General features: G+C 69.5%; 12 protein-coding genes. 4 read left to right on the top strand and 8 right to left on the bottom strand.

The features are described 5' to 3' along the window. Positions 1 to 4: 4 nt before the first annotated feature. Both SSP08S_RS43390 and SSP08S_RS43385 read right to left on the bottom strand, forming a co-directional pair. On the bottom strand, positions 5 to 1,540 hold the full coding sequence (locus tag SSP08S_RS43390; protein WP_019073912.1) for a sensor histidine kinase: 1,536 nt from the start codon (positions 1,538 to 1,540) through the stop codon (positions 5 to 7). After that, entirely contained in the window at positions 1,537 to 2,262 is a 726-nt protein-coding gene (locus tag SSP08S_RS43385; protein WP_026179341.1) for a response regulator transcription factor, read from the bottom strand. The genes SSP08S_RS43390 and SSP08S_RS43385 overlap by 4 nt, the downstream gene beginning before the upstream one ends. A 279-nt stretch (positions 2,263 to 2,541) precedes the next feature. On the opposite strand from SSP08S_RS43385, the gene SSP08S_RS43380 reads away from it, so the two are divergent. Beyond that, entirely contained in the window at positions 2,542 to 6,216 is a 3,675-nt protein-coding gene (locus tag SSP08S_RS43380) for a S8 family serine peptidase (protein ID WP_019073910.1), read from the top strand. A gap of 79 nt (positions 6,217 to 6,295) precedes the next feature. After that, positions 6,296 to 7,297, top strand: coding sequence for a helix-turn-helix transcriptional regulator (locus SSP08S_RS43375; protein WP_026179340.1), 1,002 nt, complete (start codon positions 6,296 to 6,298; stop codon positions 7,295 to 7,297). A gap of 65 nt (positions 7,298 to 7,362) precedes the next feature. Here SSP08S_RS43375 and acnA read toward each other — a convergent pair whose 3' ends face one another. The 3 genes from acnA to SSP08S_RS43360 form a co-directional block, all read right to left on the bottom strand. Then, positions 7,363 to 10,077, bottom strand: coding sequence for an aconitate hydratase AcnA (gene acnA / locus SSP08S_RS43370; protein WP_019073908.1), 2,715 nt, complete (start codon positions 10,075 to 10,077; stop codon positions 7,363 to 7,365). A gap of 201 nt (positions 10,078 to 10,278) precedes the next feature. Then, positions 10,279 to 10,962, bottom strand: a complete 684-nt coding sequence (locus tag SSP08S_RS43365; protein WP_019073907.1) for an HAD family hydrolase — start codon at positions 10,960 to 10,962, stop codon at positions 10,279 to 10,281. Positions 10,963 to 11,044: 82 nt separating this feature from the next. Continuing rightward, positions 11,045 to 11,614, bottom strand: a complete 570-nt coding sequence (locus tag SSP08S_RS43360) for an NUDIX domain-containing protein (RefSeq protein ID WP_019073906.1) — start codon at positions 11,612 to 11,614, stop codon at positions 11,045 to 11,047. An 80-nt stretch (positions 11,615 to 11,694) separates the two neighbouring features. Here SSP08S_RS43360 and SSP08S_RS60105 point away from each other — a divergent pair, with 80 nt between their 5' ends. Beyond that, the gene (locus SSP08S_RS60105) at positions 11,695 to 11,892 is read left to right on the top strand and encodes a DUF4236 domain-containing protein (RefSeq protein WP_078532723.1); all 198 of its coding nucleotides are present in this window, start codon (positions 11,695 to 11,697) and stop codon (positions 11,890 to 11,892) included. Between the two features lie 64 nt (positions 11,893 to 11,956). Beyond that, on the top strand, positions 11,957 to 13,486 hold the full coding sequence (locus SSP08S_RS43355) for a helix-turn-helix domain-containing protein (protein ID WP_019073905.1): 1,530 nt from the start codon (positions 11,957 to 11,959) through the stop codon (positions 13,484 to 13,486). A gap of 660 nt (positions 13,487 to 14,146) precedes the next feature. On the opposite strand, the gene SSP08S_RS43345 is transcribed toward SSP08S_RS43355, so the two are convergent. From SSP08S_RS43345 to SSP08S_RS43335, 3 genes are all read right to left on the bottom strand, one after another. Next, entirely contained in the window at positions 14,147 to 14,557 is a 411-nt protein-coding gene (locus SSP08S_RS43345; protein ID WP_019073903.1) for a (R)-mandelonitrile lyase, read from the bottom strand. A gap of 81 nt (positions 14,558 to 14,638) precedes the next feature. Continuing rightward, the gene (locus SSP08S_RS43340; protein ID WP_019073902.1) at positions 14,639 to 15,457 is read right to left on the bottom strand and encodes an SDR family oxidoreductase; all 819 of its coding nucleotides are present in this window, start codon (positions 15,455 to 15,457) and stop codon (positions 14,639 to 14,641) included. A gap of 41 nt (positions 15,458 to 15,498) precedes the next feature. Beyond that, complete coding sequence (locus SSP08S_RS43335; protein ID WP_019073901.1) at positions 15,499 to 15,876, bottom strand: nuclear transport factor 2 family protein; 378 nt, start codon at positions 15,874 to 15,876, stop codon at positions 15,499 to 15,501. Between the last annotated feature and the right edge of the window lie 78 nt (positions 15,877 to 15,954).

Genomic DNA, 15,954 nt, shown 5'->3' with positions numbered 1-15,954 from the left:
GCGGCTAGACCGGTGCCGTACGGGCGCGTATCTGTGTTTCTGCGGGCGGGAGTTCGGCCGCCGGGAGTTCGATGGTGAACTCGGTGCGGCCGGGGACGCTGGTGACGTCGATACGGCCGCCGTGGGCACCGGTGATCGCCGTCGCGATGGCCAGGCCGAGGCCGGAGCCGCCCTCCTTGCCGCCGGAGCGGGCGCGGGAGGCGTCGGCGCGGGTGAAGCGTTCGAAGACCGTGGGGAGGAGGGCCGGGGGGATGCCGGGGCCGTCGTCGCGTACCCGGATGACGACGGTGCGGTCGGCGGTGGCCTCGACGCTCGCCGTGACCGTGGTGCCGGCAGGGGTGTGCATACGCGCGTTGGCCAGCAGGTTGGCCAGCACCTGGTGGAGGCGGGCCTCGTCGCCGATCACCAGGGCGGGGGCGTCCACGGACAGGTGGAGCTGCCACTCGTGGCCGGTGCCCGCCGCGCGCGCGTCCCACACCGCCTCGGCGAGGACGGCCGCGAGGTCCACCTCGGCGGACTGCAGCGGCCGGCCCTCGTCGAGCCGGGCGAGCAGCAGCAGGTCCTCCACCAGGCCCGTCATCCGTGCCGACTCGGCGGTGACCCGGCGCCAGGCGAGCCCGGGTTCGATGCGGTCGGTGCCGCGGTTCATCAGCTCGGCGTAGCCCGCGATGGAGGCGAGCGGGGTGCGGAGTTCGTGGCTGGCGTCGGCGAGGAAGCGGCGCATGCGTTCCTCGCTGCGGCGCACCTGCTCCTCGCTGCGCTGGCGTTCGGCGAGCGAGGACTCGACGTGGTCGATCATGCGGTTGAGCGCGGCGCCGACCTGTCCTGCCTCGCTGCCCGGGTCGGTGTCCCGCTCGGGCACCCGGGTCAGCGCGGTGACCTCGCCGTGGCCGAGCGGTGAGCGGGAGACCTCGACGGCGGTGGCGGCGACCCGGCCGAGCGGCCGCAGCTGCCGTCGTATGACGACCGCGCACAGGAAGCCCGCCACGGTCAGTCCGGTGAGGGCGACGGCCGCCTCGACCACGACCAGGCCGCTGATCATGTCCTGTACGTCGTCCATCGGAAGGCCGGCGAGGACCCGGACGCCGTTGTCGTCGTCGAGCACGGTGATCCGGTAGGTGCCGAGGCCGGGCACGGTGCGGGTGTGCTTCGCGCCGTCGGCTTCGATGCCCTTGAGGGCCGTGCGCTGGGCGGTGGTGAGGTTCTGGGGCGGAGCGTCCTGGCTGACGACGGCCGCGGCGATGATCGCGCCTTTGCCGTCCAGCCGCGCGGCGAGTGTCCCGGCCGCGTGACCGTTCTCCGAGAGGAACCCGAGGTCGTCGTCGAAGCCCGAACGCAGTTCGGCCCCGCCGAGGCTGCGCTGGGCGACGTCGCCGACCCGGTCGTCCAAGTTGCCCAGCAGATAGGCGCGTTGGACGAAGACCGTGGTGAGGGCCATCGTGGCGCACACGGCGATCAGGGTGGCGCTGATGAAGAGCAGCAGGCGGGTACGGAGTGAACGGCCGTGCAGGCGGCCTCGGTTGCGGGTCAGGAGGTTCATCTGCCGTCCTCCACGGGCCGTATGGCGTATCCCATCCCCCGTACGGTGTGGATCATCGGCGCGCGGCCCCGGTCTATCTTCCGGCGGAGGCTGGAGATGTAGACCTCGACGAGGTTGCCGCCGCCGTCGAAGGAGGTGCTCCACACGTGGTCGAGGATCTGGGCCTTGCTCAGCACCTGGCGGGGATGGTCGAGGAGCAGGGTGAGCAGGTCGAACTCCTTGGCGGTGAGCTGGATCGGCTCACCGGCGCGGCGCAGTTCACGGGTCTCGCCGGAGAGTACGAGATCGCCGAGGACCCGTACGGAGTCGTCGGTCGGGGTCCGTTCGCTGCCCGCCCGGCGCAGCAGTCCGCGCAGCCGCAGGACGACCTCCTCCAGGGAGAAGGGCTTGGTGACGTAGTCGTCGGCGCCCGCCTCCAGGCCGTCGAGGCGGTGCTCGATCGCGTCGCGCGCGGTGAGCATGAGGACGGGCAGCCGCGGGTTCTCGTAGCGCAGCCGGCGCAGCACCTGTACGCCGTCCAGGTCGGGCAGCATGCCGTCGAGGACGACGGCGTGCGGGGCGCAGCCGCGGGCGATCCGCAGCGCGCTGTGCCCGTCCGGCGCGGGGTAGGGCCGCCAGCCGGCCTCGGTGACCGCGACGGAGAGCAGCTCGGTGAGCGCGGGCTCGTCGTCGACGATGAGCACACGGACGCGGCTGCTGCGGGACCCAGTGGTGCCAGTCATGTCCGGATTCTGTCCCGGTCCGCTGAGGGAATCCTGTGTTCCACCTGAGGCGCAGCCGTGCGAGCGGGCGGGTGTCCGGGGCGCGGGCAGCGGCGGGCGAGGCGGGAAGTCCCTGGTCCGTCGACCGGTGTCTTCTCCAACTGCCTTGACCGAAGGGGGCGTTGGCACTCTCCGGCCACGTGATTCCCTTGAGCCGCCGGCGCCCCGGCACTCACTCTGATGGCTGGCTTCCGCTCACCGGGCGGAAGCGTTTCCGCGTTCAGGGGAGGACGTCCACCCATGCGAAGACTCCACGCCCTGTGGGCCGTGGCCTCGGCGGCCGGACTGCTCGCGGGGGCCATCACGCCCGCGACAGCCACCGCCGGTTCCACGGACTCCACCCACCTCACGGGCCCGAGCACCGCCCCACCGCAGACCGTCACCCTCATCACCGGCGACACCGTGACCCTCACCGTCGGACCGGACGGCAGGAACGCCGTCGACGTCCGGCGCGGCCAGGGCCGCGAGGCCGCCACCTTCCTGTCCAGCGAGAAGAACGGCGAGATCAGCGTCCTGCCGGCGGACGCCGTCCCGCTCATCAAGGCGGGCCGCCTCGACCCCGCCCTCTTCAACATCACCCAGCTCGTCAAGCAGGGCTACACCGACGCGAAGACCGGCACCACCCCCGTCATCGCGACGTACAGCAAGGGCACCGAGACCCCCGAGGGCACGCGCCGGACGCTGGCGCTGCCCGGGATCGACGGCGCCGCGCTCAGCGCGAAGAAGTCCACGGCCTTCTGGTCGGACATCGCCCCGGCACTCGGCACCGCACCCACCGCGAAGGCCGCGAAGCAGCTCGGCGACGGCATCGACAAGATCTGGCTGGACGCCAAGGTGCAGGCGTCCCTCGACGTCAGCGTGCCGCAGATCGGCGCCCCCGAGGTGTGGAAGGCGGGCTACGACGGTACGGGCGTCGAGGTCGCGGTCCTGGACACCGGCGTGGACACCGGGCACCCGGACCTGGCCGGGAAGATCGCCGGCTCGGAGAGCTTCGTACCGGACGAGACCGTTCAAGACGGCTTCGGCCACGGCACCCATGTGGCGTCCACGATCGTCGGCTCGGGCGCGGCCTCGGGCGGCCGGTACAAGGGCGTGGCACCGGGCGCGAAGCTGCTGGTCGGCAAGGTGCTGGACAACACGGGCAGCGGTCAGGCCTCCTGGATCATCGCGGGCATGGAGTGGGCGGCGCACTCCGGCGCGAAGATCGTCTCGATGTCCTTGGGCGGTACGGCCTCCGGCCCCTCGGACGTGCTCAGTGAGACCGTCGACGAACTGTCGGCGTCCACCGGCGCGTTGTTCGTGATCGCGGCCGGCAACGCGGGGCCGGGCGAGCAGACCGTGGGCACCCCGGGCATCGCCGACTCGGCGCTGACGGTGGGCGCGGTCGACAAGTCGGACCAGCTGGCCTCGTTCTCCAGCCGGGGTCCGCGCCTCGGCGACTACGCGGTCAAGCCGGAGATCACCGCTCCGGGCGTGAGCATCACGGCGGCCCGTGCCGCCGGCACCACCATGCCCGGTGGTACACCGGTCGACGACTACTACACGACGGCAAGCGGCACTTCGATGGCCACCCCGCATGTCGCGGGCGCGGCGGCGCTGGTCGTGCAGGCCCATCCGGACTGGACCGGCGAGCAGATCAAGGAGGCGCTGGCCAGCACCGCGAAGACGAACACCGTCAACTCCGTGTTCGAGCAGGGCGACGGCCGGGTCGACGCCGTACGGGCGGTCGAGCAGGACGTCTTCGCGACCTCGGCGCTGAGCTTCGGCAAGTTCGTGGACGGCGACACCGGTGTCGTCAGCAAGGACATCACGTACACCAACACCACTGACAACCCGGTGGAGTTGAAGCTCTCGTCATCGCTGGCCGACCTCGCTCTGGGTGCGGACACCCTGACCGTGCCCGCGCGGGGTACCGCGACCGTCTCCATCGGCGTCGACCCGGCGCAGGAGGCCGGGGGCCGGTACACGGGCCGTGTCACGGCGACCGCCGACGGCGGAATCCAGGTCACCACCAGTGTCGGCTTCGAGAAGGCGCCGAAGACGTACAACCTCAAGGTCTCGCTCGTGGACCGCGAGGGCAGACCGTCCACCGGGGCGTCGCTCTTCGCACTCCAGGAGCTGAACGGCGCCTACGACGACCAGTACGGCTTCCTCGGCACCGGCGCGACCTGGCAGGTGCCGGCCGGCACCTACTCCATCGCGGCCTGGATCCCGGACCGGGACGGGGCCGGCCTGGCCGTGGGCACGTCGGTCGTCGGCAATCCCGAGATCAAGGTCGACGGCAACACGGCGGTCGTCCTCGACGCCCGCAAGGCCGTGGAGATCAAACCGAAGACCAAGCAGGACTCCGAGTTCCAGGGATTCAGCACCAGTTGGCACCGGGAGGGGCCGGGCACTGCCTGGGGGATCACCTACAGCCAGGGCTTCTGGACCGACCACATCTATGTGGCGCCGACCCAGCCGGTCACCGTGGGCACCTTGAGCTTCTACGCCAAGTTCCGGCTGTACGCCAAGGAGTTGACGGCGAGCGTCACCAGTCCGGAGAAGACCTCGCTGTCCTCGCTCTACTACTCCCAGACGTACAACGACTTCCCGTTGAAGATCAGCGGTGACCACAAGGTGCAGGCGGTGGACGCGGGCGGCGGTACCGCGGCCGACTTCGCGGGGCTCGACGTCAAGGGCAAAGTCGCGGTGGTCGGACTCGGCGCCACCGAGCGGGCGCAGAGCGCGCTGGACAACGCGACCAAGGCCGGGGCGGGTTACCTCATCGCCTACCGCAAGACACCCGGTTTCTGGATCGAGGCCGTGGACCGGGCGACCACCGTCCCCCTGATGATCGCCACCGGCGAGCAGGGCGCCGGACTCGCCGCCCTGCTGAAGACCGGCAAGAAGGTCACGCTGAAGCTGAGCGGCACACCGGTCAGCCCGTACGTCTACAACCTGCTCGCCGCGCAGAGCGGCACCATCACCGCGAACCAGACCTACAGCCTCGACAAGTCCAACACCGTGAAGCGGAAGGCCCGTTACTACGGTGCCACGGCCGGCGAGATGGGCGCGGACACCCTGTACACCTTCCGCCCCTGGCAGCGCTTCGGCGTCGACGGCAGCGTGCCCACGCAGTTGGGCACGGAACGCGACGAGTACTACTACGTCGACCCGGACACCCGCACCTGGCACCTCGTCTATCCCAACTCGAAGGCCTACAAGGGCGAGTGGAGCCCGCTGCGCACCTTCACCAAGGCGGGCACCGAGCCCACCGAGAACTGGCTGCGCCAGGTCGTCCGGCCGGGCAGCAGCGACGAGTACGGCCTCTCGACCCGCACCGGCGACAAACTCGCCTTCTCCGTAACGGAGTTGAACGACTCCACACCGGGCCACTACGGAAACATCGACGGCGTCGACAACACCGCGCAGGGCAGGCTCTACGCGGACGGGCAGCTCGTCGGCGACTCGACGCGCGGCGGCTACGGCGTCTTCGACGTCCCGGCGGCCAAGGCCTCGTACCGCTTCGACCTGGACGTACAGCGCAAGGCGGCCTGGGCGAAGTACTCCACGAGCACGCACACCGAGTGGACCTTCGCCTCGGCGCACACCGACACCGCGACGGCACTGCCGCTGCTCACCGTCGGCATCGCCCCGAAGGACCTCGACCTCCTCAACCGGGCCGACGCCAAACGGGAGTTGACGGTCGGGCTGCCGGTCGCGAACCCGTCGGGGAGCGTCCGGGCGAGCAGTCTGAAGGCGTGGGTCTCCTACGACGACGGCGTGTCCTGGAAGTCGGTGCGCGTCGAGAAGGGCGAGGCACGGTTCAGGCCCGCGAAGGGCGCCGGGTCGGTGTCGCTGCGCGTGCGGGCCACCGACCGCGACGGCAACGCGATCGACCAGACCGTACTGCGGGCGTTCGGCCTGAAGTGAGCCCGGAATAGCCCGAAGTGAACGGACCATCCGAGCCACGGTAAGGATTCTTAACAAAGAGCCCCTACCGTGGCGGGTCATGGTGAACACGGCACAGGATCCTGTACGGCAGGCCCCTGCCGCGAGCCCTTGGGCAGCGGTGGGGGTCTCCGCCTTCGAAGAGCTGGTGTACCGGGCGATTCTCCAGCAGCCCGACGCGGGCGCGGGCGGCTGGGCGCTGCTGACCGGTACGACACCGGCCGAGTTGCGCGAGGCCTGCAACCGGCTGCTCTCGCTGGGACTGCTCCAACCGCCGGACTCCATGGGCGGGTTACGGGCGGTCGACCCGCGGGTGGCGATCCGCGCGCTGATCCGGCGCCGCGAGACGGAGTCCGAACTGCTCGCCTCCACCGCCGAGGAGATGGCCACCGCGTACGAAGCGGGGCTGCTGCGTGAGGAGCCGTCCCGGCTGATCGAGGTCGCCTCCGGCGAGGGCGCCATCGCGGCCCGCCTGGAGGAGATGTACGCCCGCGCGGAACACGAGGTGTGTCTCTTCGACACCCCGCCCTACCTCGCCCCGCCGGCGCCGCAGGTGGACCTCCAGGCCGATCTGCTCAAGCGCGGGATCGTCTCGCGCGGCATCTACGCGGCGAGCGCCCTGGAGGATCCGAACACCCTGTCCCGCGCCTGGAACATGGTCGAACTCGGCGAGCAGGCCCGGGTGTTGCCGTCCGTGCCGCTCAAACTGCTGGTGGTCGACGGACGTCGGGCCCTGCTCCCGCTGACCTCGTCCGAGGCGGGCGGCTACTGCGCCGTCGTCGTATGGCACTCGGCGGTGACCGAGGCCCTGCAGAAGCTCTTCGAGCTGGCCTGGCAGCAGGCGACCCCGCTCGGCCGGCCCGCCGGGAACGGCGAACTCTCCGAGGACGAGCAGGCGTTGACACGGCTGCTGGCGGCCGGGCTGAAGGACGAGGCGGTGGCCCGTCATCTGGGGATCAGTCTGCGCACGCTGCGGCGGCGGGTGAGCGACCTCCAGGAACGACTCGGGGCGGCGAGCCGCTTCCAGCTCGGGCTGCGGGCCGCTCAGCGCGGTTGGCTGTAGCGGAACGACGGAGGGCCGCACCCCCGTCACCGGGGATGCGGCCCTCAACTGCCTTACCGGATCTGCTAGTTGCGGATCAGGTTGCGCAGCACGTACTGCAGGATGCCGCCGTTGCGGTAGTAGTCGGCCTCGCCGGGGGTGTCGATGCGGACGACCGCGTCGAACTCCACACCGGTGTCGGTGGTGACCTTGACCGTGCTCGGGGTGGTGCCGTCGTTCAGCTCGGTGATGCCGGCGACGGAGAAGGACTCCTCGCCGGTCAGACCGAGGGACTCGGCGGACTGGCCCGCCGGGTACTGGAGCGGGATGACGCCCATGCCGATGAGGTTCGAGCGGTGGATGCGCTCGTAGGACTCGGCGATGACGGCCTTGACGCCGAGGAGTGCGGTGCCCTTGGCGGCCCAGTCGCGGGACGAGCCGGAGCCGTACTCCTTGCCGGCCAGGATGACCAGCGGGATGCCCTGCTCGATGTAGTTGCGCGAGGCGTCGTAGATGAAGGAGACGGGGGCGTCGGCCTGCGTGAAGTCACGCGTGAAGCCGCCCTCGGTGCCCGGCGCGACCTGGTTGCGCAGGCGGATGTTGGCGAAGGTGCCGCGGATCATGACCTCGTGGTTGCCCCGGCGCGAGCCGTAGGAGTTGAAGTCACGCCGCTCGATGCCGTGCTCGGTGAGGTACTTGCCGGCCGGGGTGTCGGCCTTGATGGCACCGGCGGGCGAGATGTGGTCGGTGGTGACCGAGTCGCCGAGCTTGGCGAGGACGCGGGCGCCGGCGATGTCCGAGACCGGGGTGGTCTCCATCGTCATGCCCTCGAAGTACGGGGGCTTGCGGACGTAGGTGGACTGGGCGTCCCACTCAAAGGTGTTGCCCTCGGGGATGGGGAGCGCCTGCCACTGGGCGTCGCCCGCGAAGACGTCGGAGTAGGACTTGTTGAACATGTCCTCGCCGATGGAGTTCGCGACGACGTCGTTGACCTCGGCCTCGGTCGGCCAGATGTCCTCGAGGTAGACCGGCTTGCCGTCCTGGTCGACGCCGAGCGCGTCCTTGGTGATGTCCACCTTCATGGAGCCCGCGAGGGCGTACGCGACGACCAGCGGCGGGGACGCCAGGTAGTTCATCTTGACGTCCGGGTTGATCCGGCCCTCGAAGTTGCGGTTGCCGGAGAGCACCGAAGTCACGGCCAGGTCATGGTCGTTGACGGCCTTGGAGACCTCCTCCGGCAGCGGGCCGGAGTTGCCGATGCAGGTGGTGCAGCCGTAGCCGACGAGGTTGAAGCCGACCTTGTCGAGGTAGGGGGTGAGCCCCGCCTTGTCGAAGTAGTCGGTGACGACCTTGGAGCCCGGGGCGAGGGTGGTCTTGACCCACGGCTTGCGGGTCAGGCCCTTCTCCACGGCCTTCTTCGCGACGAGCGCGGCGGCGACCATGACGTACGGGTTCGAGGTGTTGGTGCAGGAGGTGATGGCCGCGACGGTGACGGCGCCGTGGTCCAGCTCGTACGTCGAGCCGTCGGGGGCCGTGACGGTGACCGGGTTGCTCGGCACGCCGTTGGTGGCGGCCGGGGAGTCGGAGGCCGGGAAGGACTCCTTGCCCGCCTCGTCGTCGTCGGCGACGTAGTTGCGGACGTCGCTCTTGAACTGCTCGGCGGCGTTCGCGAGGACGATGCGGTCCTGCGGGCGCTTCGGACCGGCGATCGAGGGGACGACCGTGGCGAGGTCGAGCTCCAGCTTCTCGGAGAAGTCGGGCTCGGCGGCCGGGTCCAGCCAGAGGCCCTGCTCCTTGGCGTACGCCTCGACGAGCGCGACCTGCTGCTCGTCACGGCCGGTCAGGCGCAGGTACTTCAGGGTCTCGTCGTCGATCGGGAAGATCGCGGCGGTGGAGCCGAACTCCGGCGACATGTTGCCGATGGTGGCGCGGTTCGCCAGGGAGGTGGCGGCGACGCCCTCGCCGTAGAACTCGACGAACTTGCCGACGACACCGTGCTTGCGGAGCATCTCGGTGATGGTCAGCACGAGGTCCGTGGCGGTGGTGCCCGGGGTCAGCTCGCCCGTGAGCTTGAAGCCGACGACGCGCGGGATGAGCATCGAGACCGGCTGGCCGAGCATCGCGGCCTCGGCCTCGATGCCGCCGACGCCCCAGCCCAGCACACCGAGGCCGTTGACCATGGTGGTGTGCGAGTCGGTGCCGACGAGGGTGTCGGGGTACGCCTGCCCGTTGCGGACCATGACGGTCCGGGCCAGGTGCTCGATGTTGACCTGGTGGACGATGCCGGTGCCCGGCGGGACGACCTTGAACTCGTCGAACGCGGTCTGGCCCCAGCGCAGGAACTGGTAGCGCTCGCGGTTGCGGCCGTACTCCAGCTCGACGTTCTGCGCGAAGGCCTCGTGGGTGCCGAACTTGTCGGCGATGACGGAGTGGTCGATGACCAGCTCGGCCGGCGCGAGGGGGTTGATCTTCGCCGGGTCGCCGCCCAGCTCCTTGACGGCCTCACGCATGGTGGCGAGGTCGACGACGCAGGGCACGCCGGTGAAGTCCTGCATGATCACACGGGCCGGCGTGAACTGGATCTCCTGCGACGGCTGGGCCTGCGAGTCCCAGGTGCCGAGGGCGCGGATGTGGTCGGCGGTGATGTTCGCGCCGTCCTCGGTGCGGAGCAGATTCTCCAGCAGGACCTTAAGGCTGTAGGGGAGCCGGGCCGAGCCCTCCACCTTGTCCAGGCGGAAGATCTCGTACGACTCGTCGCCCACCTGCAGTGTGCTGCGGGCGTCGAAGCTGTTCGCCGACACGACAGTCTCCTTCATTGATGTGCGCGTTCCCACCGCATCCTGCCGTCACGACGTCTTGGCCAATCCGCTAAGGTAAGGCTAAGTTAGGCAAGCCTTACTACTGGATCGGCGGAGTGTGCGACTGCGGTGCACCTCGGCAGATATCTCGATGTCGAGATAACTCTAGTACATGGGGGCGGGCTGGTCATGCCCGGACCTCTCTCAGCCTTCCGCGGGCGGCCGTGAACGGGTGACGGTGACCAAGCGGCTCAGGACGGGAAGCACGGCTCGCAGGTCGCCGCCGTCCACCGTGGCGGTTGCCGCCGCCCGTGCTCCCGGCGAGGCGTTGAACGCCACGCTCAGCCCGACGGACGCGAACAGCGGCAGGTCGGAGCGGCTGTCCCCGACGGCTCCGCAGGAGCGGGGGGCCAGCCCCAGCTCTCGCGCCTGAGCGAGAGCGACGTCTCGTTTGTCGTACTCGTCGAAGTGCCCGGCGACGCGGCCCGTGAAGCGGCCGTCCGCGGTCTCCAGCCGCGGTCCGCCGAACGCGTGGAAGCCGAAGCGGTCGGTCAGGTAGCTGCCGACCGGCGACCAGGCGAGGGTCGCCAGCACGGGCACCAATCCGTTCCGCCGGCACCAGGCCACGGTCTCCGTGATGCCCGAGACCAGGGGAAGCCCGTCGAGCCAGCCGGAGACCTGCTCTTCGGCCACGCCCGCCCAACCCGCGGCGTCCAGCTCGGAGACCCGCCGATTGTCCAGGGCGCCGGAGGCATAGGCGTCCTCGGCCTCGGCCAACTCGTCGCGATGACCGAGGTGGCCGGCCAGGAACACCGACGAACTCGTACCGGGAACGAGGGTGCCGTCGACGTCGAAGAACACGGCACCCACGGGGTCGGAGGAGGACACCGGCCAAGGATGCCGGCAGCGTCCGCTGGGGGCCCGGCGGGGTCAGGACACCGATCGAGGTGCCGTTCGCCGCCGCTCGGTCTCAGCCGCCGTCCTTGCGGTGACGTTGGAACAGCGCCAGCGCCGCCACCGACGGGGCGTCCTTGAATCGGCCCTCGGCGATCAGTTGCCACACCTCCGCCTCGGAGAACCAGCGGCTGACCAAGCCGGCCTCCTCGTCGTCCAGGTGGGGTTCGCCATGGGTGAGATCCGTGGCGAGAACGACGTGGAACCCCTGGTCGCAGTATCCGTAGGCCTCGAAGAGGTGCCCCAGGGGCGTCATCGTCCGGGCGACCAGGCCGGTCTCCTCCGCGAGTTCACCGCCCGCCAGGTCCAGCGGGTCCGCGTCCGGCCGGTCCTCCCAGGCGCCCTGGGGGAACTCCCAGTAACGGGCCTTCACCGGATAGCGGTACTGCTCGACAAGGTGGAAGCCCCCGTCCTCGTACGGCACGATCAACGCGAAGCCGGGTTTGTGCACCACGCCGTACAGGCCCTCCGTGCCGTCGTGGCGCAGCGTCCGGTCCTCGCTGACGGTCATCCAGCGGTTCCGGTAGACCACGGTCGAGCCGGTGGCCGTGAGCTCGTGCTCGGGCAACGACGCGTCGGAGATCATGCCGCGACGCTAACTCACCGCTCCCGCCGCCATATCCACGGGACTTCGGGGTACCCGGTGCGGGACGAAAGGGGGCGGGTATGCCGCTCACGTTCCGTAAGAGTTTCCGGATCCTTCCCTGGCTCCGGCTGAACATCAACAAGGGGTCCATGTCGTTCACGACAGGGGGCAAGCGGGGTCCGCGGTACACGCGGAGCACTTCAGGACGTCGTACGACATCGATGGATTTGCCCGGACCTTTCGGGTGGCGCAAGACTCGTACCAAGAAGGACGACTGACCGGGCGTCACCCGAACGGCCCCCTCGAGAGGCGCCATCTCATATCTGAGATAACCTCGGCCCCATGGCAGACGACTACCTCGTACGTATCGGCAAGCTCATCCGTGACGCCCGCCAGCACCGGGGCTGGACACAGACGCAGCTTGCCGAGGCACTCGGCACCAGTCAGAGCGCCGTCAACCGCATCGAGCGCGGCAACCAAAACATCAGCCTTGAGATGATCGCTCGAATCGGTGAAGCGCTGGACAGCGAAATCGTCTCACTGGGCTATGCCGGCCCGATGCATCTGCGGGTCGTCGGCGGTCGTCGGCTCTCCGGTGCCATCGACGTGAAGACCAGCAAGAACGCGTGCGTGGCACTGCTGTGCGCCTCGCTCCTCAACAAGGGGCGCACAGTGCTGCGCCGGGTCGCGCGGATCGAGGAGGTGTACCGCCTTCTGGAGGTACTCGGCTCGATCGGCGTCCGCACCCGCTGGATCAACGACGGCGTCGACCTGGAGATCGTGCCGCCGGCCGAGCTGGAGATGGCGTCGATCGACGCCGAGGCGGCCCGCCGCACCCGCTCGATCATCATGTTCCTCGGCCCGCTGCTGCACCGCATGGACAGCTTCAAGCTGCCGTACGCCGGTGGCTGCGACCTCGGTACGCGCACCATCGAGCCGCACATGATCGCGCTGCGCCGCTTCGGCCTCGACATCGCGGCGACCGAGGGCCTGTACCACGCGCAGGTCGACCGGTCCGTCACCCTCGACCGGCCGATCGTACTGACCGAGCGCGGCGACACCGTGACCGAGAACGCGCTGCTCGCCGCCGCCCGCCACGAGGGCACCACGGTCATCCGCAACGCGTCCTCCAACTACATGGTCCAGGACCTCTGCTTCTTCCTGGAGGCGCTGGGCGTACGGGTCGAGGGCATCGGCACCACGACCCTCACCGTGCACGGCGTGCCGACCATCGACGTGGACGTCGACTACTCCCCCTCCGAGGACCCGGTCGAGGCGATGAGCCTGCTCGCCGCCGCCGTGGTGACGGAGTCGGAACTGACGGTACGACGCGTCCCCATCGAGTTCCTGGAGATCGAGCTCGCGGTCCTGGAGGAGATGGGCCTCGACCACGACCGCACGCCCGAGTACGCCGCGGACAACGGCCGTACACGCCTGGTGGACCTCACGGTCCGGCCCTCCAAGCTGGAGGCGCCGATCGACAAGATCCACCCCATGCCGTTCCCCGGCCTGAACATCGACAACGTCCCGTTCTTCGCGGCGATCGCGGCGGTCGCGCAGGGCCAGACCCTCATCCACGACTGGGTCTACGACAACCGCGCGATCTACCTCACCGACCTCAACCGCCTCGGCGGCCGCCTCCAACTCCTCGACCCGCACCGCGTGTTGGTAGAGGGCCCGACCCGCTGGCGCGCCGCCGAGATGATGTGCCCGCCGGCCCTGCGCCCGGCCGTGGTCGTCCTGCTGGCGATGATGGCGGCGGAGGGCACGTCCGTACTGCGGAACGTGTATGTCATCAACCGGGGTTACGAGGACCTGGCGGAGCGGCTCAACTCGATCGGGGCGCAGATCGAGATCTTCCGGGACATCTGATCGGCGGAGTGTCGTGCCCCTGGGAGATGAGGGGCACGACACTCCTAAATGCCTGCTGACCTGCCGTTACACACGTGCTCGCCAAAGGGGCCTCGCAATGTCCGCACCGACACCGAGGCGCCCGCCGACAGGATCCGCGACGACCCTGCCCGGGAGCGCGTCGAGACGAGCAGTGAAATGCGTGCTGCCGTCGTCGGGCCCGACCATGAAGGACACCTGCACGGACATGTCCGTGAAGTACAAGGAGACGGCTCGGGGCGGGCTTGCGGTGAACATCATCGAGTGTTGACGGTATAGGTCCTGACCAGCGCGTTCTTATCTTTCAGCGCTACCGGGGCCTTCCCTGCTTACGCGGCGGAAAGTCCCTGGAATCTCCCTGGGACAGGCGTGAAAGTCCCTGAAAAGTCCCTGGGATGTCTCCCAGGACAGGCGGCTGGCCTGGGGAATCGCAACACCCGGCTCTCGCACAACTGCTGGGCCCACTGGTCTCAGGCGGTTGATCACCGACGAGCCGACAGGCGATGAATTCTGTGCCCTGATCGTGGCGAACCTGCTGCGCAGCCACACCGCCAGGCCGACCTCGTGAGGCTGGACCGGCACCAGGCCGGTGGATCACCGCCAGGGTCGACGGCAAGGAGCGCCGCACGGTGGAGTGCGCGATCAGCTGCCTGAAACGCCGGCGGAGTACTCCTCCTCGGTCACGTGGCGCCCCCAGATGGTGTCGATGCCGGCTTCGTCGGCGACCTGGTAGGCGATCTGTGTGTGGAAGCACGCCGAGGTGGCCCCGTGCCAGTGGTTCTCGCCAGGCTCGATGGAGACGCGGTCACCCGGTCGCACCTCCTCGACCGGTCCTCCCTCGCGCTGGATCAGGCCGACCCCCTCGGTGACGAAGACGTTCTGTCCGTTCGGGTGGCTGTGCCAGGCCGTGCGCGATCCCGGCGTGAAGCGGATGACTCCGCCCAACACCCGTGCGGGCGTTGCCGACCTGCTGACGACGTCGATGTACACGTCGCCTGCGAACCAGTCGCCGGGGGCGACCATCGTGGCCAGTCCGTTCTTGGTGATCTGCATGTCTGTCCTCCTCTGTCGACGGCCGTCCTCGGACGGGGGGACGGACCGTTCCGGCGGTGCACGGGGTGGGTCGGGGGGCTGTCAGCCCTGGGCGAGCTCGGAGACCGGCTGCCACTCACGCCAGACCTCAAGGCGACCGGCGTACTCGCTCTCGGCGACACCGAGCGGCACGGCGCCGAAGAACACCCGCAGCGGCGGAGCCTCGGCGTCGACGACCTTGAGCACCGCCGCGGCGGAGGCCCCCGGGTCTCCGGGCCTGTTGGCCGACAGGCGGCTCCGCGTCGCCTCGCGCACCGGCCCGTAGGCGTCGATCGCGGCGGCCCGCTTGGCCGAGGACCCTCCCCAGTCCGTCGCATAGCTGGCCGGCTCGATCAGCGTCAGGCGCACCCCGAACTGCTTGACCTCGAACGCGAGACTCTGGCTCAGCCCTTCGAGTGCCCACTTGGAGGCGTGGTAGATCCCGATGCCGGGGAATGCGGTGATCCCACCGATCGAGGAGACCTGGAGGATGTGGCCCTTGCGGGCCTCGCGCAGGTAGGGCAGCACGGCCTGGGTGACCCACAGCGCGCCGAACAGGTTCGTCTCGATCTGGTCGCGGGCCTCCTGCTCGGACAGTTCCTCGATCATCCCGAACTGGCCGTAGCCGGCGTTGTTGACGATGATGTCGAGCTCGCCGAAGTGGGCGTGGGCGGTCTTGACCGCGGCGAACACCGCCGAGCGGTCGGTGACGTCCAGCGGCAGCCCGAGGAAGGTGTCGGGGTATTGCCGGGCGAGGTCGCTCACCGTGCCGAGGTCGCGGGCGGTGCCGACCACGCGGTCGCCGCGCTCGAGCGCCGCGACCGCCCAGATGCGGCCGAAGCCGCGGGAGACGCCGGTGATGAACCAGGTGCGTCGTGACATGTGATCAAGCTCCGATCGGGATGGTCTGGTTGGAGGGTCCGCTACTGCGGCAGGGGCGGCGCGAAACCGGCCGCGCGCATGGTCGCCGTGTCGTGCACCTGGCGTATGAAGGTGATCTTGCCCTCGGCGACCGTGAACTGCTCGGCGATCCGCAGGGCACCTATCCCGTCCAGCACCAGGTCGTAGACCATCACCGCCTCACCCGCGCCGGCGCAGACGGACAGGACCCGGAGGCTCGACACAGCCGAGCCGAAACCGCGGATCGCCGCCACGAACTCCCGCTTGTCCGCATACGTGTTGACGGGAAGATCCGTCTCAAGGTCCTCCGCGAGCAGCTCCGCCGCAGTATCGAAGTCCTTGGTCGTGGTCCAGGCCTCGTGGTAGCGCCGCACCAGGTCCTGCGTCTGTTCGTCAGTCATCTCGTTCCTCAAAGCCTTGCAGGGGCTGATCCCCGGACTGCACTTTTACGCTACATACCAGTCGTTCAGTATGTCAAC

Source organism: Streptomyces hokutonensis (assembly GCF_000376565.1).
Lineage (GTDB): Bacteria > Actinomycetota > Actinomycetes > Streptomycetales > Streptomycetaceae > Streptomyces > Streptomyces hokutonensis.
The sequence above is the reverse complement of the archived record's forward strand: the minus strand, read 5'-3'. Positions and strand labels throughout refer to the sequence as shown.